Source organism: Nocardioides sp. AN3 (assembly GCF_054653495.1).
Map to the genome: position 1 here is coordinate 160,901 of NZ_BAAIGC010000003.1, position 26,899 is coordinate 187,799.

Sequence of the window (26,899 nt, forward strand, 5' to 3'; positions counted from 1 at the left end):
GTCATCGCCTCCGATCAAGTCTCGCACCGGAGCGCACGGCTGGCCTGTTGCCGCTGCCGCCGACAGTCGCTCGGCAGCGCGGTCGACCACCGTCGAATACTCAGGAATTGCCGTCATGGCCTCAGCCTCACCGGAACGGCTGCAGGGAGCACGCGACCGTTCCGCAGGGCGACACGTCCGGAGGTTTCAGCTCTCCGGGACGTGATCGAGGTCCATGTCGACAGTGGTGACCCACTCTGGTTCGCGCACCATCAAGGAAAGCTGTGTGATGCCGGCTGGCCCATCGGCGATGTCCACGTCAACGACGAATCGGAACCCTGCGACCTCGGCGGCGGCGACCGCCCGAAGGTCGCCCGCAGGAGCGGCAAAGACTACCTTGCGACACCTTGGGTCCGCGGCGAGCACCTTGTCAGACTCCTGACTCAGCACTGCGGCGAGATCGTTGAAAGCTACGCCGCTGACCTGGAGCTCGACGTCATGTTCAGCGGCCGGGTATGCGGCGCCAAGCCGACCAGTCAGACAGGCTTGAAGCCGGATCACGGGCCCTCCACCAGTGCACGTACGGACTGCTTGTCGACCTTCCCCGACGCGTTGCGCGGTACCGCCTGCACGATCTGGAGTTGGCGCGGGAGCTTGTATCGGGCGATGCGGGTGGTGGCGTGGTCCCGCACGTCGTCGATCGTGATGTGGTGCCCGGCAGCCAGGGACACCACGGCGACGACCGTCTCTCCCCATTCTGGGTCGGGGATGCCGATCACGGCCACGTCGGTGACACCGTCGAGGTCGGAGAGCGCCCGCTCGACCTCAGCGGGGTACACGTTCTCGCCGCCGGAGATGATCATGTCCTTGAGGCGGTCGACGATGTAGAGGTAGCCGTCGTCGTCGAAGTAGCCGATGTCGCCGGAGTGGAACCAGCCGTCTTCGTCGAATGCCAGGGCGGTCGCTTCAGGGTTCTGCCAGTAGCCGGGGGTGACGTTGGGTCCTCGCACGATGACCTCGCCGGCCACGCCGGACGCTGTCGGCTCACCGCTGTCAGGATCGACGACGCGGACCTCGGTGTAGGGCATGGGGATACCGGCTGACCCCAGCTTGTCGAGCGTGCGCTCGGCAGGAAGGTGGGTCGCGAACGGCGCCGTCTCAGTCAGCCCCCACGCTTGTTGAAGGATGATGTTGTGGTCGGCGAACTGCTTGATCAGCGACGGCGGCACGGGGGCGCCGGCGACCACGATGGTCCGCAAGCTTGAGAGGTCGGCATCGAAGAAGCCCTGCAGCCGGGGAAGCGCTGCGAGCATGGCCGGCACGGCGAAAGTGCTGTTGACATGGAACTCGCTGACGTCCGAGACGAACTGGGATGGGTCGAAGGCGCGCCGCACGATGACGGTGCCACCCCGAACCAGCGCGCGTACCACGAAGCTGTTGAGAGCCCCAATGTGGAACATCGGCGCCGCAGCGTGCGTCACGTCGCCCCGGCGAGTGTCGAGGCGCGAGTCCACGTTTATGGAGTTCCACCAGACGTTGCCGTGCGTGAGCATAACTCCCTTCGGAAGTCCGGTGGTTCCGCTCGTGAACATCAAGATGCCGAGGTCTTCGAAGCCCTTGGGCGCGAGGTCGCGCGCTGGGGTCGCCTTCTGGATCAGCGACCCCCAGCGTTCCCAGCCAGGGGCGTGATCGGCGGCCGGGCACGCCGAGTCGTCGTCGACGAGGAGGAATCGCTCAAGCTTCGTGCCGGGGCGGGCTGCCTCAAGCGCGCTGCGGTGGCCCTCTTCGACGATCGCGCAGGTCGCGCCCGACTTGGAGAGCACCTCTTCGAGCTCGGGACCAGCGAGGCGGAAGTTGATCGGGACGAAGATCGCTCCAATCCGGAAGCAGGCCAGCATGGTCACGAGGAAACTGCTGGAGTTCAGCCCTAGGTAGGCCACTCGGTCCCCGTCGGCGATGCCGCCGCCGGCCAGCACGGTCGCAACGCGTGCCGCTCGGTCGTCGAGTTCGCGATAGGTGAGGTCGCCCCCGGCGTAGCGGATGGCCAGCGTGTCTCCAAAGCTCATGGCATTGCGAGCGACTGCGGAGGCCGGGTTGATGTCGACAGTCATGTCAGTCCTTCGAGTCAGAGGTCACGAGCGCGAGAAGGTGGTCGCCGCCCGCGGGCGAGGCGAACCCTCGCACGCCGATGCCCCCGTCCGCCGAGATCGCCTCGCCGGTGATGGTCCCGCTCTGCTCGCGTGATGCCAACAGGACATACGGGCCGGTGAAGTCGGCCGGTTCGGTCGAGCTGTGATGGAGAGGGATGGGCATGCCGGCGCTCGCGTCACGCTTGGCGAAGGAAGCGGCGATTGAACGATCTGCGAGGCCGATGGCCTCAGGTCCGCGCAGGTCGGTGTTCATCCCGCCAGGCGCCACCGCGTTGACACGCACGTGCGGCGCAAGCTCGTAGGCGAGCTCTCGCATGAGGCCGAGACAGGCGTGCTTGGCCGCGGTGTAGATCGGGCCGCCGCCGTTCACGTAGAACGAGGCATTGGACAGCGTCATCACAATGCTGCCCTGAGTCTTCACCAGCTCGCGCCATGCAGCCTCCGCGGCCAGCAGGTAGCCCTTGACGTTGATTGCGAAGAGCTCGTCGAAAGCGCTGGCCACCTCTGCGCCAGAAAGGCGCGTCAGCTGACGCTGAAAGTCCCACACCCCCGCATTCGGGACGAGTGTGTCGAGCTTGCCGAAGCGCTCAATGGTTCGGGCGACAGCCGCGTGCATCGCGTCGCTGTCGCGCACATCGGCCTCGATCGCGAGCCATCGCTCTGGGTCAGGCTGCTCATCGACCATCTTGTCAAGGACGTCCTGCTGACGGCCGACGACCGCCACGTGTGCACCCTCTGCGACGTAACGCTCGCCGACGGCCCGCCCGATTCCCGTTCCGCCACCGGTGATGAGGGCGACGTAGCCCTGGAGCCACCCCGTCACGCCAGGCTCTCTTCGGCGAGAAAGTCGGCGACGAGGCGCTCGAACTCCGCCTGGCGCTCGAGCTGGACCCAGTGGCCGCAGTTGCCGAAGACGTGAAGCTGCACGTCACGGATGTACTTCAGCATGATCTGGGCGCCTTCGAAGGTGATCGTCCGGTCGTCGCGTCCCCAGAGCAGCAGGGTCGGTGCCTTGATCAGGTGGAGCCGCTGCCAAAGCGGGTCCATGCCGTGCCGTTTGGCGAAGTGAGCGTTGAGACGGTGGTAGAACTCCACGTGGCTGCTGTCGAGGCTCGCCTCGTAGCGAGCCTGGGCGGTGTCCGCCCACCGCTTCGGCTCCGCGGTCATCACTCCGATGAACCGCTCCATCTTCTTCAACGTTGGGCCCTCACCGTTGAAGAAGCGGAACATCTCCTTCTGGCCCTCGGTGGGGGTCGGTCCGAAGGGAAGCCAACCACCTCCGGGAGCCATCAGGACGAGGCGGCTCACGCGGTCGCGGTGCTGCTGCGCGAGCGCGATCGCGGTCGCGCCGCCGAGGCTGTTGCCGAGCAGGTGGAAGCGATCGACACCGAGTGTGTCGAACGCTTCAACGAGGGCGTCGACGTGGATCTGGGTGATCGACTTCTCGTCGAGGTCATCCTGGGTCGGGCGGTAGGACGCGCCGAAGCCGGGCTGGTCGGGCAGCAGAACCCGGAACGTACGGGCGAGAGCCGACAGGTTGTGACGGTAGTTCGCCTCGCCAGAGGCTCCTGGGCCACCGCCGTGCAGCATCACGAGCACGGGAGCGTCGGCCGGGCCGGCCTCGGCGACGGCGATGTCGCCGTACGACGTGGGGACGGTCTGGTGAGTGAGCTCGATGTCGGTCACTGGAACCCTTTCGTGCCGGATCAGAAGAATGTCGAGATGTTCTTGGCCTGCAGGACGTTTGCCTCGAGCAGGATCTCCCTGCGGGCGATCACCAGTCGGCCGGTCGAAGCGCCCTCGGGCGAGGGGAGCCGGCGCAGAACGTCCGTCCGCTGTCCGGCGAAGATGTTTTCCTCGCGCTCGAGCCGGTTGCGGTAGACGAGGAAGTTCGAGCGGGCGACGAGGTCGTCCTCGGTGAAGCCTTCCTGCTCGGCGGGGTTGACGTGGCCGACGCGTACGTTGGTGATCAGGTGCCGTGTGCGCGAGGGCGGGTCCTCAGCCCATGCCATCCCGGAGTCGAATCGCCGGATGCGCCAGGCGAGAGATTCCTTGGTCTCGTCGTAGAACGCGGCCTCACCGCGCGACGCGATCGATAGTGCCTGCTGACGACGGAGACGGTTCGTACGCGTGGGCATCCAGTAGTCGAGGTCGTCGGCGAGCAACTCGAGCCAATCGACGTAGCGGCCGTCGTCGAGGAGGTCTGCCTCCTCGTAGTAGAGCTGCTCGACCTCGAAGTGGACCTCGCGGTCGGCGCGCTGACCGGCGCGAGTGCCGTCGAGCACGGAGTGCGTCATGTCGTGTTCCTTTACTGCGCTTCAGCCGCGGAGGAGCTTGCGAAGATCGGTGGCCGGATCGGCGAGCCGGGCGGGGTCGACCGGAAGATCTCTGTCGATCATTCGGCGCGCCGCTCGGACCGCCTGGGAGTCGTTGACGGCGATCGCGCCGATGACGCGGTCACCACGAAGTGTGAAGACGGCGAAAGGCGGCGTTCCGACGATGCCTCGCACGATGACGGAGTGCGTCGCATTCGCCGTCCGCATCTCGCCCACGCCCTCGACGTGGCGGCCGTAGCGGTCAGACCACCACCACGGCGCCGTCGCGACGGGCCTCTCAGAACCGACGATCGTCGCCGCAGCCCGCTGCCCGTCCTGCTGGGCCGCCTCCCAGTGCTCAGTGCGACGGTGGTCGCGCAACCGCGCGCAGTCGCCGATGGCGAGGACGCGCGGGTGACTGGTGACCTGCTGCTCGTCAACAAGCACCCCTCGGTCGACGTCCAGGCCCGCGGCCTCGGCCAGATCGGTGTTGGGCACCATCCCGACTCCGATGAGGACGGCGTCGAACTCCTGCTCGGCGTCGACGTCCTTGAGTCGCGCTGCGATGCCGGTGCGTGTCTCCTGGAGGGATTCCAGCACTGTCGTTGCCGTATCGACTCCGTGGACTCCGTGCTGGTGGTGTAACCAGTTCGCCACGTCCAGACCGGCTGCCGCCACTAGCGGTGGGTCGAGCGGATCGACGAGCAGGACGCTAGCGCCCAGGGCTCGCGCGGTCGAAGCGACCTCAGCTCCGATGAGACCCCCGCCAACGACGAGCAGGCGGGCCCCAGGCACGAGCACGGCCCGGAGGGCGTCCGCATCCGCGACGTCGCGAAGAACGTGTACCCGGCCAGATTCGCTTCCCTGAATCGGCGGGCGAGCCGCGCGTCCCCCGGTCGCGAGGACGACCTGGTCGGCGATGCATTCCCGACCGTCGGCCAAGACGACGGTGACACATTCATCGTTCGCGGCGAGCGTCGTGACCTCGACCGGACCGATCACGTCGATCCGGTGGGCGACGTACCAGTCCTGCTGCTGGAGCGCGATCTCCTTCAGGTCGCGCTTGCCCGACAGGTAGTCCTTGCTCAGCGGCGGTCGGTCATATGGGAACTCGGCGCGGTCAAGGATGACAATCTCGCCGGCGTACCCCCCGGAACGCAACGCTGCCGCAGTCGCGACCCCTCCGATCCCGCCACCGACGACGACGACGCGGTTATGGCGGTTACGGGTAGCCATGGTCAGGGCTGCTCGCCGGGAAAGAGGAAGACCTCGCCGTCGCGGACTTCGACACGGTGCGCGACCGTGTCCTTGGTCGCAGGCAGTCCGTCGACGGCACCGTTCTTGAGGCAGAAGCGCGAGGAGTGGAGCGGGCACTCGACATGCCCGTCCTCGACCCAGCCGTCTGCCAACGACGCCGTCTCGTGGGTGCAGGTGTCGTTGAGCGCCCAGACGCCTCCGTCCTCGTCGCGCAGGATCGCGATGTCGTCGTCGGTGCCGGTGACGTCGCGCGAGATCGCGATGCCTTCACCCTCGGCGACGTCGTCCAGTGCGGCGACCCGGATCCCGTCGGTCATCGGTTCTCCTCGGTGTTGTCGGTGGCCCCGTCGCGGTCGACGGACTCGTGCCACGCAGGCGTGTTCATGAGTGTGCGCCAGCGCGCGTAGAACGCGCGGCCAGCCGCGTCGGAGTAGAGCTCCGAGGTGGCGCCCGGGTGCGTGCCGTCGTGACGCTCGCTGCCAAGGCCCATCTGGTAGTTGAGGGCTACGCCATTCGTGATGAACCCGTGCGAGATCGCCTGGACCTCGCTCCAGTTCTCGCCATCGTCCTGCTCGAAGATGCCGGACGGGCCGAAGGTACGCAGGTTGTAGAGGCGCTGGGCCTCCTTCACTTCGTCCGGCCAGGACTTGTCCACGATGGTCCACGCCCAGACCTCCATCTTGTCCGGCCCCTTGGGGTGCCAGATGCGGATGGAGCCGTTGACCGGAAGATAGGAGAAGTTCGGGAAGACGGTGGCGTGGCCGTTCGTCAGCGGTCCCTGGACGCGGGCCTCCCCGAGCCGTTCGCGCAGTGCGTCGTAGTCGATGTGGTCGTGCACGGTGCGAGCATCGAACCGGTTCTTCGGGTGGACCGGGAACCCGGCGCCGTGACCGTTGGGGTCCACGTACTGGCGGCCGCTCCGGTGGACGATCTCGTCCTTGGGCTTCTTTCCTGTCGGGCTCATGATCGTCAGCGCCGAGGCGTGGCTCATGTTCACGTGGTACCAGTCAGTGGCGAACTGCTCGGCAGAGAGTTTCCAATTGCCCTCGAGCACCCACTTGTGGACGCCGCCGATGACCTCGGTGCCCTCGTCGTCGTGGTCGAGCATCGCGTCCATGTACCAGGCCATGTCACCGAGCGCCTCGCGCAGCGACATTGGCTCGGGGTTCCAAGTTCCGAAGATCAGGCCGTGATAGGTCTCGATGTGCGGGACCTCGACCAGGCCCCAGTCCGCGACCGAGAAGCTCTCCGGGTACCCGTCCTTGTTGGGCACGCTCACCAGCTTGCCCTCAAGGTCGTAGGACCAGCCGTGATAGGTGCAGGTGAAGTTGCGGGTCTGGCCGAAGTCGGCGCGACAGACCCGCGCACCGCGGTGCCGGCACGAGTTGAGGTACGCGCGCAGGTTGCGACCCTTGTCCATGGTCACGATGACCGGGTCCTCACCCATGTAGGTGGTGAAGAAGTCGCCCGGCTTGTGGAACTGGTCGACGTGCGCCAGGAAGAGCCAGCTCGGCGCGAAGACCCTCCGCAACTCCTGCTGGTAGAGCGTCTGGTCAGTGAAGATCGCGCGGTCGATCAAGCCGCCCTCGGCGTCGACCAACCCGGAAACGTTGAGGTTCGCCGACAGCTCGGCCGGTCGGGTCAAGTCACCTCTCGGGGCTCCCGTCGCCCGGCTCCGCTGAGTGCTGTTCTCGCGGGCGACCTCGCTGCACGATTCGCGCGTCGTCGTCATGAGGATGACTTTCCGACGGACTGTCTTTGGAGACAACGCGGTGTGCCGCACCATGGCACACCTGGTGGTGGAGAGAAGGCATGACCGGGACTCTCGTCGTGTGCTAGCAGCTGTCGCCGTCACCCAGAACGCGTCGGATCCCCTGAGCGGCCTTGTCCTGCGCGATGTCCCCATGCCGGACGCCGAGCCGGGTTGGTCCGTGGTCAGAGTCAACGCGTCGTCGTTGAACATGCACGACCTGTGGACGCTCCGAGGGGTCGGCCATCCAGCTGATCAACTGCCCCGCATTCTCGGCTGTGATGCCGCCGGGTACGACGAGGAGGGCCGCCGCGTTGTCGTGTATCCGGTGATCGCATCTGCGGACCGCGGGCATGGCGATGAGACGCTGGACCCGCAGCGTGCACTGTTGTCGGAGCGGCACGACGGCGCGTTCGCCGAGTATCTGACCGTGCCGTCGCGGAACGTGCTCCCAATCCCGGACGGGCTCACGTTCGACGAGGCTGCCTGCCTCCCGGTTGCATGGGGCACTGCCTACCGGATGCTTTTCACCCAGGCTGGCGTTCGGGCCGGCGACCGCGTCCTAGTGCAAGGCGCGGGGGGTGGCGTCGCTTCAGCAGCGATCAAGCTTGCGCTCGCGGCGGGAGCCACCGTCTACGCCACCTCACGATCGGCGGCGAAGCTCGAGCTCGCGCAGTCGTGGGGCGCCCGCGGCGTTGAGTCCGGCGGGCGTCTGCCTGAGAAGGTCGACATCGTCGTTGAGACCGTCGGCGAGGCGACCTGGTCACACTCTTTGAAGTGCCTGCGCCCGGGCGGCACCGTCGTGATCGCCGGCGCCACGTCTGGGATGAACCCGCCTGCCGACCTCGGCCGCGTCTTCTACCAGCAGCAGCGCATCCTCGGCTCGACGGGTTGCACCCTCGTCGAGATGCAGCAACTGCTCCGCATGATCGCTTCCACAGGCGTGCGGCCGGTCATCGACCGCGCGATGCCGCTCTCCGACATCCACAAGGCGTTCCAGCTCATGATCGACGGCGAGGTCGCCGGAAAGATCGTCATTCACCCGCCGACTCCTGAAGGAGCCTCCGCATGACCGCCGTTGCCGTTGGCCTCTCGCACTCACCTCTGATCGGAAAGAACGATCCAGCAGGCGACGTTCTCGCCCGCGTGGACGAGGCAATCGGCCAGGCCAAGCAGTTCGTCCGCGACTTCGATCCCGAGTTGGTCGTCCTTTATGCGCCCGACCATTACAACGGGTTCTTCTACAAGGAGATGCCCCCGTTCTGTCTGGCGACCGAGGCCATTGCCGTGGGCGACTTCGGATCGCAGGCAGGTCCCCTGTCCGTCGACACAGCCGCCGCCAACGCCATCGCGCAGGGCGTCCTCGATCGGGGCATCGACCTGACGATCTCGGCCCGGATGGTCGTCGACCACGGGTTCGTCCAGCCGCTGGAAATCCTCTTCGACGGGATCGACCGAGTGCCGGTGATTCCGGTCTTCATCAACGGAGTCGCCACCCCGCTTGGCCCGATCTCGCGCATCCGTGCCCTCGGTTCGGCGTTCGGCGAAGCAGCGACGCTCCTGGACAAGCGGGTGCTGTTCCTCGGCTCGGGCGGTCTCTCTCACGACCCGCCGGTTCCGGTACTGGATGGTGCGCCGCCGCGGGTCGCGGATGCGCTCATCGAGGGACATGCGCCCACGTCGGAGCAGCGCGAGCGCGGTGAGCAGCGAGTGATCCAGGCTGGGCGCGACTATGCCGCCGGGTCGGCCGCGATGATCCCGATCAACCCCGAGTGGGACAACCACCTTCTCGACCTCCTGCAGGAGGGCAAGCTTGCCGAGCTCGACACCTGGACGGTGGAGTGGATGGGACGCGAGGGTGGCGGCTCGGCGCACGAGGTTCGCACGTGGATCGCGGCGTTCTCCTCGCTTGCCGCGACGGGCAGCTACGCCATGGGATCGCGCTTCTACGAGGCCATCCCGGAGTGGATCGCGGGGTTCGCCGTCGCGACCGCGACTCCGGTCCGCCCCTGACCGCTGACTCGTTCGCACGACCAAATGACCCGGTAGTGAGGCTCTGCCCTTCTTGAATGTCAAGAGGTGCTGCGCGTCGCTGCCGGGTCGTTGGTCTTACGCCCGGACCTGCGGACCAAACTGCCGAACCTGGGGCACCGTCGTCACCATGTGCGCGGCCGCTCGGTCGCTGAGACACACGTGACTATGCGACACATCGCCCGGAAAGCGCACGAAGTCCCCGGCTGACAGCTCGACCGGGTCAGTGTCTGGACCGGTCCGGATCTTGCCCGAGATGACGTAGAGGTGGTGCAGGGTACCCGGCTGGTGCGCCTTCACCATCCGAGAGCGCTTCCCCGTTCGTTCAAGACGGAGCAGCAGCGTACGCACGTACCCGCTTCCATAGATCTCGTCCAACATGCGTTGCGACCAGCCGTCACCACTGTCCCACTCCCCCTCCGTCTGACGCTGGACGAAGACCGGTGTTCCCCACTGGGTCAGCAGGCGCCGTGTCGTCAGATCGAGGGCGGCGGCCAACGCACCGAGCGTCTCTACCGTCGGATTGCCTTCGCCCTGCTCGATCTTCGAGAGCGTCTGCTTCGACAGTCCCGACTTGCGGGCTAGTTCCCCCAGGGACAGAGCGCGCTCGAGACGGAATCGCCGGATGTTCTCGGCGACGAGTCGGTTCTCTTCAGAAGACACCATCCGAGTGTCACTTAAATTAGACACAGTGGTCAAGTTGACTGACGACGTGGCGTGGCGCACACTGTCTACTGAACGTGACGGAAGGTCCACTGTAGGTGACATCATGAGTGCTATTGCCAACTTTGAACGCATGTCGGACGCTGAGGTCGCGAGCGACGGGGCTCAGGGATCTCGTGACGATCGGGCCGCCGTCGACAAGGCCATGTGCCTGCTTCTTGCCTTCGGCGATGAAGCCGCCTCCGGCATCGGAGTCAGCGAACTGGCACGCCGGGTGAACCTCAGCAAGTCAACCGCGTTCCGCCTCCTGGCAATGCTGGAACGCAACGGCGTCGTGGAGAAGTTCGGCACTCAGTATCGCCTCGGCGGGCGACTTCACGAGCTGGGTCGGGACGTGTACTCCCCGCACCACGATCGGGTGCGAGATCTACTCATCCCTTTTCTCGGAGACTTGTACGAGCGCACCCACCACACCGTTCATCTCGCCGCTTTGCACGGCACCGACGTCGTCTACCTCGCGAAGTTGCACGGGCATCGTCGGCCGTCGTGCCCATCCCGCATCGGCGGACGGGTGCCGGCGCACGCGACGGCCGTCGGCAAAGCACTCCTCGCCCACGACGCCGACGCTAGCGAGCGCGCTCTCAGCGCAGAGCTGCCCGCTTTCACCCCCACCACGCTGACCCAGGCCGCAGAGCTCAGCACTGAGCTGGAACGGATCAGGAGGGCTGGGGTGGCCTACGACCGCGAAGAGGTTCAGCCCGGGCTCCACTGCGTCGCCGTTCCCCTGCTCACGCCGAGCGGTCGGCCCATCGCTGCCTTCTCCGTGTCGGTCTCGTCTGCCGCCGAACTCGCCCAGGTCGAACCCATCCTGCGACAGATCGCTGGCGAAGCCACTCGCTTCTTGGCTCGCCATGCGGCCGCCCGTCGGAGCCGCGTCGCCTGACCACTTGCGGGCGGGCACGACGTCGGCATTCAGGACCTCCTCGGGAGATGCGCGACCGACCCGGTCCCGACTCGTCTTGTTGCCACGTTGGCGAGTCAGCGGCTCGCTGAGCGTCGCCCTTGGTCGCACCTCAGCCGGCCGAGGGGCTGAATGACGGCAAACGTTGCACACTGCCAGGTGAGTGTGCCGCACACCGGCACACGGACGTGCCATTTACGCGGTCAACTGCCATCGTCACAGACGGAGGGGACGCACGTCACACGCGGACTCCGGTCGAGCTGACGCGCAATCGTTCCCGATCAGATGTGTAGCCACCGCGAGGAGACCCGGTCCCGTGACTGTCCGTCTTGAACCGAACGGCTCTGACGGCCGATCTCGCCAGCCAAGTTCGGCGCGAGGAAGCGTTCGACGCCGTACGTTCCTACCTCCACGGCGACCGATACGTTGGGTGGCGACAGCGCCTCACGCGCAACCGCGCCACATGGGTATCCACGCGCCGTGGGGCACGGTGCACCTTCGGCCGGACGGCTCCAGCCGAACCGGCTGCGGGGAGAACTGCGCGGACTGAATCTCGTTCTGGGCCGTCATGCCGGACTTGGCTTCGCCGAGCACATGTCCGGATTGCGTCCTTGAGGCCAATCGCATTCTCTGGTTGGACGCCCAGCCGCGGCGTTAATGCGACTCCCAGCACTCCAGGGTGCCATTTCGGTGGCTCACCCGCTCGTCGCCATTGCCAAGGCGTCGCTTCCGATAAGAAGCGACAATCGCACTGTCGCCGCCATCCGTGCGGCCCCTTCGATGAACCCGACGGGGACAGAGGAACATGAGTTCATCATCCCGTCCTGAACAATCGATTACGCCATTCGCACCCTGACCTCGCTCCAGGCGTTGACAATCGTCGACTCTTCACGGCTCCGAAGATCTAGAGAGCCCTGCCGCCCATCGGGCTCGTCCCGACCTCCTAAACAGGTCGGGACTAATGCGGAGGAGTCGGTCGACGCCGCGTGAGGCGCCATCAATCGAGCCGGAAGCGGTCTGCTGCATCGTTCAGCGGACGATGTCCCCGACCGGTGCAGCAGACCCGTGGCTCGATCAGCCGATCTGCAGAGACGCGCCGTAGACGAGACTCAGCCGGGTGGTGGCCGTCCGTCCCGGGTGATGCATGCGCCTTAAGCGTTGCCCTCGATGCTGGCGAGGAGCTGGCGGGCCATCACGATGCGCTGGACCTGGTTGGTGCCCTCATAGATCTGGGTGATCTTCGCATCGCGCATCATCCGCTCGACCGGGTAGTCACGGGTGTAGCCGTACCCACCCAGCAGCTGGACCGCGTCGGTGGTCACCTGCATCGCCACATCCGAGGCGAACGCCTTCGCCGCCGCCCCGAAGAACGTCAGATCACCATCACCACGCTCGGAACGACCCGCCGCGGCATAGGTCAGCTGCCGGGCCGCCTCGATCCGCATCCCCATCTCGGCGATCATGAACTGCAGGCCCTGGAAGTCGGCGACCGGCTTGCCGAACTGCTTGCGCTCCTGGACATAGCCCAGCGCGTAGTCCAACGCGCCTTGTGCGACGCCGACCGCCTGGGCGGCGATGGTGACCCGGGTGTGGTCAAGGGTCCTCATCGCATACTCGAACCCGCGCCCCTCCTGCCCGATGATCCGGTCGGCGGGGATGCGCACGTTGTCGAGGTAGACCTCCCGGGTCGGGGAGCCCTTGATGCCCAGCTTCTTCTCCGGCGCCCCGAACGAGACCCCCTCATCGGACCTCTCCACCACGAACGCCGAGATGCCCTTGGACCGCTTGTCCGGGTCGGTCACCGCCATCGCCTGGTTCGTCAGCTGGTCGTAGAGCGCGTCGTAGGCCATCGAGTCGACGAGCGTCGTGTCGCCGTACTTGACCGCTTGGAGATCGTCGAAGCACCTCGGGAACGGATCCGGACGTATCTGGACGCCATCTCCGAGGAGTTGTCGCCCGGCTCATCGACGTTCTTCGTCGACCTGGACGCCTTCGCGCCGACACGCGAGGTCTACCGCGACAACACGCGCATCGCAGCCCAAAGGGTCGCCGACCTGCTCGAGGCCGCGATCGGTAACGACCAACAGGTGCCCACCGCCTTCGTCGGCGCGGTCGCGGCACAGACCATGGAAGGCATCCACCGCGGAGACATCAGGGCCCGGGCGAACCTCAGCGACGCGGAAGCCTACCGAGCGCTCGCCGACCTGGTGCTCGCCCGCATTCCGGCCGACGAGGCGATCCACCGCAAGCTGCCCGCGGCATTCGCGCCGCGCTCCTGACCCTGCAGGCAGTTCCTCGCGTCACCACCGTTCGACCGACTTGCGCCGGGCACCGCGGGCGACCGGCCCGCACCGGGGCCCGAACCCCTGTCGCCCCGAGGCGCTCGGGCACCGGCGCCTTCCGCGAGATCGTTCGCCGCGACGCGGCGTCCGCACTTAGGTCCCTATCCCTTGACACGGCGGCACGCGAGTTCTATAAAAGGAGAACACGGATTCGCATTCGGTATCAGGAGCCAGTCATGAGCACACAAGTTGGGGATGAACTCGCGATCGTCGAGCTGACAGGGATGTTCCAGCAGGCGATGGCGGCGGTATGCAGCCCGGTCTCGGTGGTGACGACGTACCTGGACGGACGCGCGCACGGGACAACGGTCAGCGCGTTCACCTCACTGTCGATGGATCCCCCGATGGTGTTGATCTCGCTCGACAGGGGGTCGGACTCACTGAGAGCCATCTCAGCAGCGGGCAGCTTCGGTCTCAACGTCCTGAGCAGCCAGCAGGCCCAGGATGCGCTCGTCTTCGCCAAGAAGGGCGGGCCCGAGAAGTTTCACGGGCGTCGGTGGAGCGACTGCGAGCAGTTGCCTCGGCTCGACGATGTGGCGGCGTTCGTTGCGTGCCAGGTCGAGTCCATCGCCGAGGGTGGCGATCACCAGATCGTCCTCGGCCGCGTCACCGCAGCCGATGTCACGGGCCGCCCTCCCCTCACCTATCACAACCGAACCTTCGGCACGCACAACCGGCTCACCGAGTAGCGATCCTCGAACACGGCGGCACAGGCGCATTCCGCACGACAAGCCGCTGCCGGCCTCGTGCCCCGTGTGCTTTGCGATCTGTCGCGACGCGGGGAGAACACCATGATCGGTACCCGAATCCGTCGACGAGCCGGAGGCCGGCACGGTTACCCCCGAGTTGGCATCGCTCGCCTCGACGGTACGCCGAGAACGTGGGACGACCTTTTCGCAGGCATTGCTCGCCTGAGAAGCCGGTGTGGTCATGGCCGCGCAAGGCACCAGACCAAACCAGAATTCTACTTCGTATCGAGGGCAGGCAACGTTGACGAAGAACCGCCGCAAGACGGATCCCTAGTGACCCGTGGTCAACTCGACTCTCATCATCCTGAGCCAGAGCATGCAGGCTTTCGCCTTCGGGGCTGTCGCGCTGTTCCTCCCGCTGATCCGAGATGATCTCGATCTCTCGTTTTCGCAGGCAGGCACTCTGGCCGCGGTATCGACCTTCGTCTACGCCCTGATGCAGGTCCCGGCCGGCTACCTGGCCGACCGCTTCGACCCCAAGAGCCTCTTCGTCATCGGTCTCGTCGGTGTCAACGCACTCTCCTTGAGCTTCGCCCTGCTCCACTCCTACCCTGGCCTGCTCGTCAACCAGGGCATCTCCGGCTTCTTCCGATCACTCGTCTTCGCGCCGGGCCTCCTGTTGATCGCGCGCCAGTTCGCGCCCAACCGACGAGCAACCGCCATGGGCCTCTACGTGGCCGGTGGCTTCTCCTCCAACATCTTCCTCAATATTCTCGGCCCGTTCCTTGTCGACCCCCTCGGCTGGCGTTTGCTCTTCGTCTTGTTCTCGGTCACCGGCCTTCTCACCATCGGACTGCTCGCCCTTCTCGGCGATCCCCCCTCCGACGCACAACAATGCCCTCAGCATCACGAAGCTGAAGCGGATCCTCGGTCATCCCGTCGTCTGGCTCTGCGGCGTCATCCAATTCGTCCGTCTCGCCGTGGTCATGGGCACCGCCTTCTGGCTTCCGACGCTGATCACGGACGACAAGGGATTCTCCCTGACAATCGCCGGCATCGTCGTCGCGATAGGCGCGACCGTGACCGCGCCGAGCAACTTCTTCGGCGGCGTCCTGTCCGATCGGCTCAACCGTCCGCTCCTGATCATCGGAACGTCCCTGATAATGCTCGCCGTCACCTTGGCGATCCTTCCGATCGTCGACACGCTGTGGGCCTTGATCGCCGTGATCGCCGTGAACGCCGTGTTCGTGCAGCTCTACTTCGGCCCTCTCTTCGCTGTGCCATGCGGTACGTCGGCGACGAGAACGCCGGCGTCGTCTCCGGCTTCGGCAACTTCTGCGCCAACCTCGGTGCGTTTGCCTTCACGTACGGGATCGGGGCGGTCAAGCAAGCGACGGGCTCCTTCGACGTTGCCATGTGGACGCTTGCAGGGTTGTGTCTCGTCGGTGTCGCCGCTGTCGCGCTCATCAGCCGGGTGCCCGTCACTGCGTCCTCGCATGCCGCGGAGGATCGTGCCGTTGAGGCGGTGGCCCCTTGAGGCAGCGTTCGATCGCAGTCCGCAGTCCTGACGTCGATGCGAGCATGACCGATCCTCTCCTTCGGCTTGTCCAGGCAGCCTTGTCGGGTAGATGGACGTCATGACTGACGCGCTCGGGCACGGAGCGGGTCCGCTCACAGGCATCAGGGTCGTCGAACTGGCTGGCATCGGCCCTGGCCCGCACGCCGCCACCATCCTGGCTGACCTTGGGGCCGACGTGATCCGCATCGACCGTCCGGGCGGCGGGGAGATCGCCGGCCCGCGCGAGTTCGACCTGCTCACGCGAGGGCGTCCCAGCGTCGCGCTCGATCTCAAGCATCCCGACGCCGTCGACACCGTGCTCAGCCTGGTCGAGCGCGCTGACGTGATCATCGAAGGCATGCGGCCAGGAGTCACCGAGCGCATCGGCCTCGGACCTGACGCCTGCTTGGCGCGTAACCCGCGCCTGGTGTACGGCCGGATGACGGGGTGGGGACAGGACGGTCCGCTTGCTCAGGGGGCCGGGCACGACATCACCTACATCGCCGTCGCCGGCGCCCTGCACGGACTGGGCCAGGATCCAGGCCGCCCGCACTTCGCCAGCAACCTGGTGGGCGACTTCGGTGGCGCATCGACCTATCTCGTCATCGGCGTCCTCTCCGCCCTCCTTGAAGCGCGCGCCAGCGGCCGGGGTCAGGTCGTCGATGCCGCCATCGTGGACGGCGCCGCACATCTCAACCTCATGTTGGCCTCGATGCTGGCCAGCGGATTCGCCCGCGAAGAGCGATCCGCCAACCTTCTGGATGGAGGTGCTCGCACTACGACGTCTATGAGACCTCGGACGGCGAGCATATGGCTGTCGGCCCGCTCGAACCGCAGTTCCACAGCGAGCTGGTGCGGGTTCTCGAGATCGACGCACAGACGGCCGCCGACCCCGAAGCGATGCACCGGGCGTTGACCGACGCATTCTTGCGGAGATCCCGATCGGAGTGGGTAGAGGTCTTCCAAGGCACCGACGCCTGTGTCGCCCCGGTTCTGCGACTGATCGAGTCTGCCGCCCACCCCCACATGGCCGCTCGCGCGGTGTATGTGGAGCGTGACGGGATCTTGCAGCCCGCACCCGCTCCCCGGTTTTCCCGCACCCGTCCCGAGTTGACCACCGGCCCGTCGGTTCTCGGGGGCCAGACCGTCGATGCACTGAATGCATGGGGGATCTCGAACGTCGAGCGCCTGCTCCGGTCCGGAGCAGCAATGCAGGCCGCGAAGTAGCCCGCTGTGCGCCTCAGGGGGCCGGCGGAACGACGCGCATCGCGGCGGGGAGTAGAACATGGTCGACGATCTGTTCAACGAAGTTGCGGTCCACAACATCACCACTGATGACCGCGTGATGCAGCAGCGCTCCGTGGAGCGCGTGCAGCAACAGGGATATCTCGACTCCGGCCGCCAACTCCCCCCGCCTTCTGGCGCGCTCGAAGATGAGTTCGCCAGCGCGGAGTCTGGGCGCGACGAAGTGCTTTCGGAACTCCCACGCCAGTTCGTCGTCGGTGCGCACCGCGCTTGCCACGGCGATCAGGAGCCGGCAGTCACGCCCCACCGCCTGCTGCTGACCGTAAGCCTCGAGAAGGTCGCCGCGTAACGATCCCGTGTCCACGTCCGATGGAGTAACCGGAGCTCCGGAGTGCAGGAATGCTGCGACCACCAGACTCTGCTTGGACACCCAGTGTCGGTAGATGGTTGCCTTACTCGCCTTCGCGCGATCAGCAATCATCTCGAGCCGTAGCAGGTCGTATCCGCGCTCGATGAGGAGCGCAACGGTTGCGTCGAGGATCTCAGCCCGACGTTGCGCGGTGAACTTGGGCCGGCGTACGCGAGCGGCCTGATGATCCTTGGCGACGCTGCGCACTCAGGCCAGCCCGAGACGGATGCTGGACTCCTCCCGCATCTCGACCTTGCGGATCTTGCCGGTCACGGTCATCGGGAACTCGTCGACGATGAGCACGTAGCGCGGGATCTTGTAGTGCGCGAGCTTGCCCTCGGCGTACTCCCGGACGGCGGCGACGTCGAGCGGCCCGGCGCCGGCCTTCATCCGCACCCAGGCGCACAGCTCCTCGCCGTACTTCTCGTCGGGTACGCCGACCACCTGGACGTCCTCGACATCGGGATGGGTGTAGAGGAACTCCTCGATCTCGCGCGGGTAGATGTTCTCGCCGCCCCGGATCACCATGTCCTTGATCCGGCCGACGATGGTGCAGTAGCCGTCCTCCCGCATGACCGCGAGGTCGCCGGTGTGCATCCAGCCCTCCTCGTCGATCGCCTCGGCGGTCTTCTCCGGATCGTCCCAGTAGCCGAGCATCACCGAGTAGCCCCGGGTGCAGAGCTCACCGGGCTCGCCGCGCGCGACGGTGGCTCCGCTATACGGGTCAACGATCTTCACCTCGACATGTGGGTGCACGCTACCGATCGTGGCGGTGCGGCGGTCCAGGTCGTCGTCCGCCCTGGTCTGGGTCGACACGGGCGAGGTCTCGGTCATGCCGTAGGCGATCGAAATCTCACTCATGTGCATCTCGTCGATGCAACGCTTCATCACCTCGACCGGACACGGAGAGCCGGCCATGATCCCGGTACGCAGCGAGGTCAGGTCGAACTCATTGAAGCTGGGAACGTTCTGCATCGCGATGAACATCGTCGGAACGCCGTACACAGCCGTGCACCGCTCGTCCTGGATCGTCCGCAGGGTCACTTCCGGGTCGAAGCCCGGGGCGGGGATGACCATCGTGGCGCCGTGCGTCGTGCAGCCCAGGTTGCCCATCACCATGCCGAAGCAGTGGTAGAAGGGCACTGGGATGGCGAGCCGGTCCTCGTGGGTGAGGTTGATCGTCTCGGTGACGAAGTGGCCGTTGTTGAGGATGTTTCGGTGCGACAGGGTCGCACCCTTCGGGAATCCGGTCGTGCCAGACGTGTACTGGATGTTGATGGCGTCGTCCGGGTCGAGCTCCCAGGTCAACACGTCGTTCAGCGTGCGGCCGGAACCGGCCTGGACCAGGTCGGTCCAGTCCGGCGTGCCGATGTAAACCACCCGCTCGACAGTCGGAGCGTCCGGGCGGACGTCGTCCACCATGCGGCGATAGTCGCTGGTCCTGAACTCGGTGGCTGAGATCAGCAGCTTCACGCCTGACTTGTTCAGCGCGTAGGCCAGCTCGTGCGTGCGATAGGCGGGGTTGATGTTCACCAGGATCGCGCCGACCTTCGCCGTCGCGTACTGGGTGATCGTCCACTCCGCACAGTTCGGTGACCATATGCCGACTCGGTCGCCCTTGCCGATCCCTGCCTGGATCAGCCCGACGGCAACCGCGTCGATGTCGGCGTTCAGCTCCGTATACGTCCATCGTCGGCCTGTCTCAACTTCGACAAGGGCCTCGCGGTCGCCGTACGCCGCCACCGTGCGCTCGAAGTTGGCGCCGATTGTCTCGTGCAGCAACGAGGCGGTGGGCTCGCCCTTGGAATACGCGTTCATGGTGTCCAAAGTGTCCTTACTTCAGGAGAAGGGCATCTGCGAGGAGTTGCCGGGTGTACTCGTGTTCCGGTTGCTCATAGACCTGTTGGGCCGGCCCGTGCTCGACGATGCGGCCCTCGAACATGACGGCCACCTCGTCGCTGAGGTAGCGCACCGAGGTCAGGTCGTGGGAGATCATGAGGTAGCCGAGGCCGGTTCGGTCCTGGATGTCCTTGAGCAGATTCATCACCTGCAGCCGGATCGACACGTCGAGAGCCGAGACGGGTTCATCGAGCACCAGGCACTTCGGCTCGGTCACCAGCGCACGTGCGATCGCGACGCGCTGTCGCTGTCCACCCGAGACCTGATGGGGGTACGCGCCCAGCACGCGGCTGGGGTCAAGGCCGACGACGCGCAGCGCCTCGGCAGCGCGGTCCCGGCGTTCAGCGGCACCCATCTCGGGCATGAGCTCGATCAACGGTTCGGCGACGGCCCTGCCCAGCGAGACTCGAGGGTTGAAGGAGCTGTAGGGGTCTTGGAAGACGGCCTGCAATGTCTTGCGGTAGGAGCGGCGCTCACGGCGATCCAGGCTCGACAAGTCCTTACCGCCGAATAGCACCCGACCACTCGTGGCCTCTTCGAGCCCCAGTGCGATCCGCGCGCACGTGGTCTTGCCTGACCCGCTCTGGCCGACGAGCGACAGGGCAACACCGGCCCGGATGGACAGAGTGACGTCCTGGGCCGCGTGGACGGTCTTCGACTTGGCCGCCCCTCTGAAGCCCTTCTTGGAGGTATAGGACTTCGAGACGTTGTCCAGGGCGAGGACGGCGTCCTGCGACGGAGCGGTCGTAGCGAGCAGGTCGAGCGTGGCCTCGTCGGGGATCTCACGAATCGTGAGCGGCATCGGCTGCGGGGGCCACAGATCGTCAAGCCTCAGCGCCTCGCCGGCCCGCAAGCACGCGGCGAAGTGGTCTTCGCCGACACGGAAAGGAGCCGGCTTCTCAGCTTCGCACGCCGACGTGCTCGCCGGGCACCGAGGCGCGAAGGAGCAGCCTGACGGGAGGCTTCCGGGGTGTGGCGGCTGCCCCTCGATGGGCTGCAGCCTGGTCAGTTCGCCCTTGGTAGACGGGATGCATCCGATCAGACCGATCGTGTACGGGTGGCGAGGTGCGGCGAACAGTCCGTTGACCGCGGCGGTTTCGACGATGCGGCCGCCGTACATGACGGCTACCCGCTGACAGATCCGTCCGATCACGGCGAGGTCGTGGGAGATGAACAGCATGGCAGCGCCGAGTTCGTTCTGCAGCTTCTCCAGCAGGTCGAGGTATCTGGCCTGGACCGTGACGTCCAGCGCTGTCGTTGGCTCGTCTGCCACGATCAGCGCCGGCTCGCAGGCGATCGCTGCGGCGCCGACGATGCGCTGGCGCATGCCGCCGCTGAACTGGTGAGGATAGTCGCGGAACCTGACCTCAGCGTCCCGGATGCCGACTGATTCCAGCAGTCCGACGACACGCTCGCGCAGCTGGCCCGACCCGACCTTGCCATGGATGGTCAGCGGCTCGCCGACCTGCCATCCGACGCGCAGCACAGGGTTGAGTGAAGCAGTCGGGTCTTGAAGGATCGTGCCGATCCGGTCGCCGCGAATCTTGCGCATCCCGCGCTCGTCGAGCTCCAGCAGGTCCTTGCCTTGGAATCGGATCGAGCCACGAGTGACCCGTGCGCCCGGAGGTAGTAGTCCGAGCAGGGCCGACGCCGTCATGGACTTCCCGGATCCTGACTCGCCGACCACGCCGACCGCCTCCCCAGGGGAGATGGTCAAGTTGACGCCGTTGAGGACCTTGAGGAGACCGTTCTTGGACGGAATCTCGACGTGGAGGTCTTCGATCTCGACCAAGGCGTGCGAGGTCTCTGGCCTCGCAGGCTCGGCGAGAACGTCAGTAGCTGCTTCGTTGACCGTCACGAGGTCGCCTCCAGTCGGGGGTCGAAGTGAACGCGGGCCCAGTCGCCCATGGCGTTGCAGGCGAACACGGTGAGGAAGATGACCACTCCGGGGATCACGGAGACCCACCAGGCGATCGAGAGGGTGGGGAGACCCTGGCTGATGAGCCCGCCCCATGAGGCTGACGTGGGCGGGAGTCCGATGCCCAAGAAGCTCAGCGAGGACTCAAGGATGATCGCAACGCCGACCTGCAGCGTGGCAAGCACAAGGATCGATGGGACGACGTTCGGTAGCACGTGGCGGCGCATGATGGTGGAGGTGCTGCATCCAGCGACCCGCGCCAGCTTCACGTAGTCGGATTCGCGGATGACGAGGACCTCACCTCGGACGAGCCTCGCGTAGTTCGGCCAAAGCAAGAGGCCGACGACCAAGAAGACGGTCACGATCGAGGGGTCCATGGTCGCGGCCACGAGGATCGCGAGCAGGATGGACGGGATCGACAACACGATGTCGACGAGACGCATCAGAATCGAGTCGACGTAGCCACCCATCACGCCTGCGATGAGGCCGACCGTCGTGCCGACGACGCAAGCGATCGCTACGCCCACCAGGCCGACCAAGGACGAGATGCGGGCCCCGTAGAGCAGCAGCATTAGGATGTCGCGTCCTGTCCCGTCTGTGCCGAGGAGGTGCCGCGCCCCATCCGAGTCAATGGCGCCGGGGGCGAGCAGTGCCGCGCCCAGGGAGCCTTCCTCCGGGGTGAATGGCGTGAAGAGTGGCCCGAAGATCGCCATCGCGGCGAGTATCACCAGCCACCCGGTTGCGACCCACGGAAGTCCACGAGGGGCGGATCGCCGCCTCCTGGTCTTGGTTCCGGCAGGGGTGGGGGTCACCACGCGTTCTACGGGGCCTGTCAGTAGGGGGTCGGTCGCCACGTCGGGAGCCTGCGTGGGCCCACCAGCGATCTGTTCAGTCATGTCAGCCCAACCTGATCTGGGGGTTCAAGTAGCCGTAGGCGATGTCGACGAGGAGATTCCCGAAGGTGTAGGCGACGGCCAGGAGCAGTACCACCGCTTGTACGACGGGGAAGTCCCGAGAGGAGACCGAAGAGATCGCCAACTCTCCGACCCCTGGCCAGCTGAAGAGTGTCTCCACGATGACTGCGCCTGACAGCGTGTTGAGCAACAGCAGGGCCGCCAAGGTCAGCACGCCCAGGAAGGCGTTCCTGAAGGCGTGGGTCCACAGAACCTTGGCGTCAGAGGCGCCCTTCACGCGAGCGAACTTCACGTACTCGGTTCGCAGGGTCTCCAAGACCGAGGACCTCGTCAGCCGGGCGAGACCGGCCATCGAGAAGAGGCTCAGCGTGATGACTGGCATGACCATGTGCTGCCAGCCGCCTCGACCTGACGTCGGGAGCCAGCCCAGATTGACGCTGAAGATGAGGATGAGGACAGCACCCAGCCAGAAGGCCGGAACCGCCTGCGCGACAGCCATCGCAAGCCGGGTGAAGCGGTCGAACCGACCTCCCTGCTTCGCTGCGGCGTATACCCCGACAGGGACGGCGACGACCATGGTCAGCGCGAAGGCCGTCAGCCCCAGTTGAAGAGTGGCTGGCAGCCGCTCCAACACCATCTGGCTGGCCGGGCGGTGGGTCCTCAACGAGGTGCCCAGGTCACCTTGAAGGGCGTGGCCGATGAACGCGCCGAATTGCTGGATGACGGAGCCGTCCAGACCCAGGCGCTCGCGCATCGCGTCGATCTGGTCCGGGGTGGCGTCCGGGGTCACCATCAGCATGACGGGGTCACCCGACAGTCGCACCAGGAAGAACACGATCAGCAGCGCGGCCACGATCGCGAGCAGCGCCTGACCGACTCGTTGCATCACGTAGAACGCCATCAGACACCGTCCCGTCGGCCCGCGGGCCCGGACTCGTTGCGCGACATCGCTAAGCCTCCGTTGGTTGCCACTCCGCGCGGTTGCGAACGGAGATTCATATTCGGAATCAAAGAGGGCGCTGACCTCAAAGTCAAGGGTTTCGGCGCGGATTTAGTGTCTGGCGTCACATCCGCCCCGCCTATGCACGGGGTTGGCCGGCGCATCGGCGACGGCATGCCCTCGTGTGGCGGCTTGCCCACGAACCCGAACAGAGGTTCAATTGAGCGGAGAAGCAAGCCGGCACAGCGCTGAGAGCGATCGCATGCACCGGAGCTCGACCGAGATTCCATCAGTCGTGTCGCGCGACATGTGCGACGGGTGACGCATCCACGAGAGGGAGTCAATGACCCAGCAGCGGCCCGCCGACCCGCCTGACCTGAGCGGTCACAACGGCTGGCTCGAGGAGAGCGGCTGGCTTCCTGGAGTGCAGGCAGGCTTCGTGGATGAACCTCGGCAACGCCGCAGCGTGCAGTCGACACTGCAGATCCTTTCCGCAGCCGAGGCGGTGTTGGCAGAGGTCGGCGCTCAGGGACTCACCATGCAGGCCGTCGCCAAGCGATCGGGCGTCTCCGTCGGCGGTATCTACGGACGCTTCGACGGGAAGCAGGGACTCCTGATAGCCGTCAAGGATCTCCTCCTCAATCGCATGGAGTCCGACCTTGCCGAGCGGCTGCCCGCCTGCACAAACCTTTATGGCGTCGTGCGGGAGTTCGTCGATTGCCTCAGCACCCACGTTTCTCAGCCCGCCGTCATCGCCGTGGCGATCGTCGATCCGGAGCAGGCGCCCGAGCTCATCGAGCGCGGCCGGCTCGCAGGCGAACGCATGCTAAAGATGCTGACCACCGCCTCAGAGGCACATCGAGCGGAGATCGGGCACGAAGACGCGGCCGTGGCCCTTCGAACGACACGCGACATGGCACTTGGTGCCATCATCGCGAACGCGCCGCGGCCCGGTCAGCCGATCCGCTCCGACGGTCGGCTCAAGATTGAGCTCGCCCGTGCGTGCTTCCTCTACCTGTCGTCCCCGGCAGGCGCCATCCTGTCCTGAGGCCGTGAAGCCGGAGGTCTCGAGAAGGTCTCGAAGGATCGGCCGAAGTAGCCGAGCGGTTTGACCTGATCGGTGTATGCGGCCACCACGTGCCCAGCACGATGAAATTGGTCGCCACCAGGGACGATGTCGACGACCCGGGACGAGACGAACACGGCTACCCGCGGCAACCCCCCGCACACCGTCGCCGGGTTCCCCGCTCCTGATCGGCGAACTTCTCCGACCCGCCCTTGCGGGCACGCCTTAGGCTCAGCGAATAACGAATACGAATCTTGCTTCGTATTTTAGTTGGTCGCATGATAGAGCTGTCGAGAGACTTGCCGGCCCCTCATCGTGGGGCATGTGCTGGCGAGTCGGAACCAAGAAGGACGCACTTCTTATGCGAACGACGAATCGGATCAGCCCACCTCACGTGTCGACCACGGTCGCCGCGATCAATGACGTGGTGCCGGCTCGGGCGCTGCACGGCGCGACGCCCGGAGCTCCGGAGGCGATCCCGTGGTCGCGCCCCGTCGTGGCTGTTGTCTTGACTTGGCGTGGGCGAGTGGGGCTGTTCAAGCGCAGTGCAGCGGTTGCTCACGATGCCGGCCAGTGGCACTGCATCACGGGCTTTCTTGACGATGACTCCAGCCCGCTGGAGCAGGCCACGCGCGAGCTCTGGGAGGAGACTGGACTCGGAATCTCGCAGTTGACTTCCATCGAGCCGCGGGGCGACGTGGTCCTCGCCGGCAGCGATGGACAACGGTGGGTGGTACACATCTTCTCCGCATCGACGCCTCAGCGTCGCCTGGTGCTGAACTGGGAGCACGAGGACTACCGCTGGGTTCTTCCTACGCGACTGTCCAGGTTTGACGGCAAGGTGACCTGGTTCGGGGAGGTCCTGCGGACCACGAGTTGAGGTAGCAGCGGAGAGGTCGGTGCGGGTCGATCGCCCGCCAACACCGATCGGAGGCGGCGCTACCCCGTTGGACCAGCAGTGCGCTCGTCCAACGGGGCGGCGTACACCGCTCCGTGTCTGGGGAGGATCAGCGCTTGATCCCCGGGAAGTCGGTATCGGTCCACTCCGGCTTGAGCGCGCGCGATGCGCCCTCGAGGTCGACCTCACGCTGCCGCAGGTCGACGCGGCGGATCTTGCCCGAGATCGTCTTCGGCAGATCGAAGAACTCCAGGCGACGCACACGCTGGAACGGCGCGAGGTGCTCCCGGGCGTACTCCAGGATCGAGCGCGCCGTGTCCTCGTTCGGCTCGTGCCCGGCCGCGAGGGCGACGTACGCCTTCGGGACGGCCAGCCTGACCGGATCGGGCGCGGGAACGACCGCTGCCTCGACCACCGCAGGGTGCTCGATGAGAACTGACTCGAGCTCGAACGGGCTGATCTTGTAGTCGGACGCCTTGAACACGTCGTCGGTCCGACCGATGTACGTGATGTAGCCGTCTTCGTCAACCGAGGCGACGTCGCCGGTGTGGTAGTAGCCGCCGGCCATTGCCTCGGCGTTCTTCTCGGGGCTGCCTCGATAGCCCGTCATCAGGTTGACCGGGTTCTTCGACAGGTCCAGGCAGATCTCCCCCTCTCCCGGCCCTTCCACCGGGTTACCCGAGACCGGGTCGACCAGCACCACGGGAACGCCGGGGAGCGGACGGCCCATCGACCCGACCTTGATCGGGTTGCCCGGGGGGTTGCCGACCTGGGCGGTGGTCTCGGTCTGACCGAACCCGTCGCGAATGTCCAGGCCCCAGTGGGCACGAACCTGTTCGATGACCTCGGGATTGAGTGGCTCGCCCGCGCCGATGGCCTCGCGGAGAGACCCGCGTCCTCCGGACAGGTCCGCCTTGATTAGCATCCGCCAGACGGTGGGTGGCGCGCAGAAGGTGGTGACTTGCTCGGCCCGCAACTGCTCGAGCAGGGCGGCGGCATCGAAGCGGGAGTAGTTGTAGATCATGACCGTGGCCTCGGCGATCCACGGCGCGAAGAAGCACGACCACGCATGCTTTGCCCAACCCGGCGAGGAGATGTTGAGATGCACGTCTCCCGGGCGCAGGCCAAGGAAGTAGGTCGTACTGAGGTGTCCGACCGGGTAGGAGACCTGGGTGTGCTCGACCAGTTTCGGACGCGACGTGGTGCCGGACGTGAAGTAGAGCAACAGGGGGTCCGAGGGCAGCGTGCCCGGGTGCGCGAGCCGCACGTCCTCGGGGACCGCGTAGGCGTCGCGGAATGACAGCCAACCTTGGGCCTCGCCCACGCAGATCCTGGTGTAGTCGCCGGGAACCTCGGCGAACTTATTGACATCCACCGCGTTGCAGATCACGTGACGAGCCTTTGCTCGCTCGACGCGATCGATCAGATCTGAGCTGCCGACGGCCGCGGTCGTCGGCATGAGCACCGCTCCGAGCTTCATGACGGCAAGCATGGACTCCCACAGCTCAACCTGATTGCCGAGCATGACAATCACCGGGTCTCCCTTGCCTACTCCCTGCTGGGCGAGCCAGGCGGCAACCTGGTTCGAGCGGCGGAACATGTCGTCGAACGAGCGGCGCGACGCGCTCCCGTCCTCCTCGACGATCACCAGGGCAGGGCTGTCGTTGGACTCAGCGATGGCATCGAACCAGTCGACGGCCCAGTTGAACGGTCCCGTGAACTCGGGCCAGTTGAACACGCGCATGGCACGGTCGTACTGACCGTTGAGGTCGAGGATCTGGTCGCGTGTCGCTCGATAGCGCTCGGTGGCGCCGGCCGCATGGTTTGTCATCTCTGGGCTGGTCGTGGTCATCGCGATACCGCTCCTTGCAATCTTGGAATCTGTGAATCAGGTCGACAGCGGCGCCGGTCGCCG

24 protein-coding genes and 2 pseudogenes are annotated in these 26,899 nt (G+C 66.0%); 10 read left to right on the top strand and 16 right to left on the bottom strand.

Translation table 11 applies throughout. The features are described from left to right. Positions 1-186: 186 nt before the first annotated feature. The 8 genes from ACYQ1K_RS05220 to ACYQ1K_RS05255 are packed head-to-tail and all read right to left on the bottom strand — an operon-like array spanning position 187 to position 7,346. The gene (locus ACYQ1K_RS05220; protein WP_459981748.1) at positions 187-540 is read right to left on the bottom strand and encodes a hypothetical protein; all 354 of its coding nucleotides are present in this window, start codon (positions 538-540) and stop codon (positions 187-189) included. Then, positions 537-2,090 (bottom strand): acyl-CoA synthetase, encoded by a 1,554-nt coding sequence (locus ACYQ1K_RS05225; RefSeq protein WP_459981749.1) that lies wholly within the window; start codon positions 2,088-2,090, stop codon positions 537-539. The genes ACYQ1K_RS05220 and ACYQ1K_RS05225 overlap by 4 nt, the downstream gene beginning before the upstream one ends. Position 2,091: 1 nt before the next feature. Then, positions 2,092-2,952, bottom strand: coding sequence for a 3-(cis-5,6-dihydroxycyclohexa-1,3-dien-1-yl)propanoate dehydrogenase (gene hcaB / locus ACYQ1K_RS05230; RefSeq protein ID WP_459981750.1), 861 nt, complete (start codon positions 2,950-2,952; stop codon positions 2,092-2,094). Next, positions 2,949-3,815, bottom strand: a complete 867-nt coding sequence (locus tag ACYQ1K_RS05235) for an alpha/beta fold hydrolase (RefSeq protein WP_459981752.1) — start codon at positions 3,813-3,815, stop codon at positions 2,949-2,951. The genes hcaB and ACYQ1K_RS05235 overlap by 4 nt, the downstream gene beginning before the upstream one ends. Before the next feature lie 20 nt (positions 3,816-3,835). Then, positions 3,836-4,426, bottom strand: coding sequence for an aromatic-ring-hydroxylating dioxygenase subunit beta (locus ACYQ1K_RS05240; RefSeq protein WP_459981753.1), 591 nt, complete (start codon positions 4,424-4,426; stop codon positions 3,836-3,838). A gap of 21 nt (positions 4,427-4,447) precedes the next feature. After that, on the bottom strand, positions 4,448-5,680 hold the full coding sequence (locus tag ACYQ1K_RS05245) for an NAD(P)/FAD-dependent oxidoreductase (protein WP_459981754.1): 1,233 nt from the start codon (positions 5,678-5,680) through the stop codon (positions 4,448-4,450). 2 nt (positions 5,681-5,682) lie between these two features. Then, complete coding sequence (locus ACYQ1K_RS05250; protein ID WP_459981755.1) at positions 5,683-6,018, bottom strand: non-heme iron oxygenase ferredoxin subunit; 336 nt, start codon at positions 6,016-6,018, stop codon at positions 5,683-5,685. Continuing rightward, positions 6,015-7,346 (bottom strand): aromatic ring-hydroxylating dioxygenase subunit alpha, encoded by a 1,332-nt coding sequence (locus tag ACYQ1K_RS05255; RefSeq protein ID WP_459981756.1) that lies wholly within the window; start codon positions 7,344-7,346, stop codon positions 6,015-6,017. Before ACYQ1K_RS05255 ends, ACYQ1K_RS05250 begins: the two co-directional genes overlap by 4 nt. 187 nt (positions 7,347-7,533) lie before the next feature. Here ACYQ1K_RS05255 and ACYQ1K_RS05260 point away from each other — a divergent pair, with 187 nt between their 5' ends. Then, positions 7,534-8,523: a zinc-binding dehydrogenase gene (locus ACYQ1K_RS05260; protein WP_459981757.1), complete on the top strand. Its 990-nt coding sequence runs from the start codon at positions 7,534-7,536 to the stop codon at positions 8,521-8,523. Continuing rightward, on the top strand, positions 8,520-9,464 hold the full coding sequence (locus ACYQ1K_RS05265; RefSeq protein ID WP_459981758.1) for a 3-carboxyethylcatechol 2,3-dioxygenase: 945 nt from the start codon (positions 8,520-8,522) through the stop codon (positions 9,462-9,464). The genes ACYQ1K_RS05260 and ACYQ1K_RS05265 overlap by 4 nt, the downstream gene beginning before the upstream one ends. Before the next feature lie 96 nt (positions 9,465-9,560). Here the strand turns inward: ACYQ1K_RS05265 and ACYQ1K_RS05270 are convergent, their stop codons facing one another. After that, positions 9,561-10,145 carry a helix-turn-helix domain-containing protein gene (locus ACYQ1K_RS05270; protein WP_459981759.1) on the bottom strand — a complete coding sequence of 195 codons (585 nt, stop codon included), beginning with the start codon at positions 10,143-10,145 and terminating at the stop codon, positions 9,561-9,563. 133 nt (positions 10,146-10,278) lie between these two features. Here ACYQ1K_RS05270 and ACYQ1K_RS05275 point away from each other — a divergent pair, with 133 nt between their 5' ends. Further along, the gene (locus ACYQ1K_RS05275) at positions 10,279-11,088 is read left to right on the top strand and encodes an IclR family transcriptional regulator (RefSeq protein WP_459981760.1); all 810 of its coding nucleotides are present in this window, start codon (positions 10,279-10,281) and stop codon (positions 11,086-11,088) included. A 1,169-nt stretch (positions 11,089-12,257) separates the two neighbouring features. On the opposite strand, the pseudogene ACYQ1K_RS05280 reads toward ACYQ1K_RS05275, so the two are convergent. Next, positions 12,258-12,914, bottom strand: a pseudogene (locus tag ACYQ1K_RS05280) (acyl-CoA dehydrogenase family protein); the annotation flags it as partial. A gap of 78 nt (positions 12,915-12,992) precedes the next feature. On the opposite strand from ACYQ1K_RS05280, the gene ACYQ1K_RS05285 reads away from it, so the two are divergent. The 5 genes and pseudogenes from ACYQ1K_RS05285 to ACYQ1K_RS05305 all read left to right on the top strand — a co-directional run bounded on the left by ACYQ1K_RS05285 (position 12,993) and on the right by ACYQ1K_RS05305 (position 16,922). After that, positions 12,993-13,385: a hypothetical protein gene (locus tag ACYQ1K_RS05285; protein WP_459981761.1), complete on the top strand. Its 393-nt coding sequence runs from the start codon at positions 12,993-12,995 to the stop codon at positions 13,383-13,385. Positions 13,386-13,624: 239 nt separating this feature from the next. Then, positions 13,625-14,137 (top strand): flavin reductase family protein, encoded by a 513-nt coding sequence (locus ACYQ1K_RS05290; protein ID WP_459981762.1) that lies wholly within the window; start codon positions 13,625-13,627, stop codon positions 14,135-14,137. A gap of 376 nt (positions 14,138-14,513) precedes the next feature. Further along, positions 14,514-15,705, top strand: a pseudogene (locus tag ACYQ1K_RS05295) (MFS transporter). Between the two features lie 69 nt (positions 15,706-15,774). Continuing rightward, complete coding sequence (locus ACYQ1K_RS05300) at positions 15,775-16,611, top strand: CaiB/BaiF CoA transferase family protein (protein ID WP_459981763.1); 837 nt, start codon at positions 15,775-15,777, stop codon at positions 16,609-16,611. Next, complete coding sequence (locus tag ACYQ1K_RS05305; protein WP_459981764.1) at positions 16,506-16,922, top strand: CoA transferase; 417 nt, start codon at positions 16,506-16,508, stop codon at positions 16,920-16,922. The genes ACYQ1K_RS05300 and ACYQ1K_RS05305 overlap by 106 nt, the downstream gene beginning before the upstream one ends. A 13-nt stretch (positions 16,923-16,935) precedes the next feature. Here ACYQ1K_RS05305 and ACYQ1K_RS05310 read toward each other — a convergent pair whose 3' ends face one another. The 5 genes from ACYQ1K_RS05310 to ACYQ1K_RS05330 form a co-directional block, all read right to left on the bottom strand. Next, a complete protein-coding gene (locus tag ACYQ1K_RS05310; RefSeq protein WP_459981765.1) occupies positions 16,936-17,556 on the bottom strand; it encodes a TetR/AcrR family transcriptional regulator in 621 nt (206 codons plus the stop codon). Continuing rightward, entirely contained in the window at positions 17,557-19,167 is a 1,611-nt protein-coding gene (locus ACYQ1K_RS05315) for an AMP-binding protein (protein WP_459981766.1), read from the bottom strand. Between the two features lie 16 nt (positions 19,168-19,183). Next, positions 19,184-21,106 carry a dipeptide ABC transporter ATP-binding protein gene (locus ACYQ1K_RS05320; RefSeq protein WP_459981767.1) on the bottom strand — a complete coding sequence of 641 codons (1,923 nt, stop codon included), beginning with the start codon at positions 21,104-21,106 and terminating at the stop codon, positions 19,184-19,186. Further along, positions 21,103-21,879 (bottom strand): ABC transporter permease, encoded by a 777-nt coding sequence (locus ACYQ1K_RS05325; protein ID WP_488199513.1) that lies wholly within the window; start codon positions 21,877-21,879, stop codon positions 21,103-21,105. Before ACYQ1K_RS05325 ends, ACYQ1K_RS05320 begins: the two co-directional genes overlap by 4 nt. Before the next feature lie 184 nt (positions 21,880-22,063). Beyond that, the gene (locus ACYQ1K_RS05330; protein ID WP_459981769.1) at positions 22,064-22,981 is read right to left on the bottom strand and encodes an ABC transporter permease; all 918 of its coding nucleotides are present in this window, start codon (positions 22,979-22,981) and stop codon (positions 22,064-22,066) included. A 382-nt stretch (positions 22,982-23,363) separates the two neighbouring features. On the opposite strand from ACYQ1K_RS05330, the gene ACYQ1K_RS05335 reads away from it, so the two are divergent. Next, the gene (locus tag ACYQ1K_RS05335; protein WP_459981770.1) at positions 23,364-24,068 is read left to right on the top strand and encodes a TetR/AcrR family transcriptional regulator; all 705 of its coding nucleotides are present in this window, start codon (positions 23,364-23,366) and stop codon (positions 24,066-24,068) included. Between the two features lie 379 nt (positions 24,069-24,447). Beyond that, positions 24,448-24,966 (top strand): NUDIX domain-containing protein, encoded by a 519-nt coding sequence (locus ACYQ1K_RS05340; RefSeq protein ID WP_459981771.1) that lies wholly within the window; start codon positions 24,448-24,450, stop codon positions 24,964-24,966. A gap of 127 nt (positions 24,967-25,093) precedes the next feature. Here the strand turns inward: ACYQ1K_RS05340 and ACYQ1K_RS05345 are convergent, their stop codons facing one another. Further along, the gene (locus ACYQ1K_RS05345) at positions 25,094-26,836 is read right to left on the bottom strand and encodes an AMP-binding protein (RefSeq protein ID WP_459981772.1); all 1,743 of its coding nucleotides are present in this window, start codon (positions 26,834-26,836) and stop codon (positions 25,094-25,096) included. Between the last annotated feature and the right edge of the window lie 63 nt (positions 26,837-26,899).

Bases quoted from the DNA above. Each gene is read 5' to 3' on its own strand.
- ACYQ1K_RS05245 (WP_459981754.1), bottom strand. From the start codon at position 5,680: ATGGCTACCCGTAACCGCCATAACCGCGTCGTCGTCGTCGGTGGCGGG.
- ACYQ1K_RS05315 (WP_459981766.1), bottom strand. From the start codon at position 19,167: ATGAACGCGTATTCCAAGGGCGAGCCCACCGCCTCGTTGCTGCACGAG.
- ACYQ1K_RS05225 (WP_459981749.1), bottom strand. From the start codon at position 2,090: ATGACTGTCGACATCAACCCGGCCTCCGCAGTCGCTCGCAATGCCATG.
- ACYQ1K_RS05265 (WP_459981758.1), top strand. From the start codon at position 8,520: ATGACCGCCGTTGCCGTTGGCCTCTCGCACTCACCTCTGATCGGAAAG.
- ACYQ1K_RS05305 (WP_459981764.1), top strand. From the start codon at position 16,506: ATGGCTGTCGGCCCGCTCGAACCGCAGTTCCACAGCGAGCTGGTGCGG.
- ACYQ1K_RS05340 (WP_459981771.1), top strand. From the start codon at position 24,448: ATGCGAACGACGAATCGGATCAGCCCACCTCACGTGTCGACCACGGTC.
- ACYQ1K_RS05290 (WP_459981762.1), top strand. From the start codon at position 13,625: ATGAGCACACAAGTTGGGGATGAACTCGCGATCGTCGAGCTGACAGGG.
- ACYQ1K_RS05330 (WP_459981769.1), bottom strand. From the start codon at position 22,981: ATGGCGTTCTACGTGATGCAACGAGTCGGTCAGGCGCTGCTCGCGATC.
- ACYQ1K_RS05275 (WP_459981760.1), top strand. From the start codon at position 10,279: ATGTCGGACGCTGAGGTCGCGAGCGACGGGGCTCAGGGATCTCGTGAC.
- ACYQ1K_RS05300 (WP_459981763.1), top strand. From the start codon at position 15,775: ATGACTGACGCGCTCGGGCACGGAGCGGGTCCGCTCACAGGCATCAGG.
- ACYQ1K_RS05345 (WP_459981772.1), bottom strand. From the start codon at position 26,836: ATGACCACGACCAGCCCAGAGATGACAAACCATGCGGCCGGCGCCACC.
- ACYQ1K_RS05250 (WP_459981755.1), bottom strand. From the start codon at position 6,018: ATGACCGACGGGATCCGGGTCGCCGCACTGGACGACGTCGCCGAGGGT.
- ACYQ1K_RS05335 (WP_459981770.1), top strand. From the start codon at position 23,364: ATGACCCAGCAGCGGCCCGCCGACCCGCCTGACCTGAGCGGTCACAAC.
- ACYQ1K_RS05240 (WP_459981753.1), bottom strand. From the start codon at position 4,426: ATGACGCACTCCGTGCTCGACGGCACTCGCGCCGGTCAGCGCGCCGAC.
- ACYQ1K_RS05325 (WP_488199513.1), bottom strand. From the start codon at position 21,879: ATGGCGATCTTCGGGCCACTCTTCACGCCATTCACCCCGGAGGAAGGC.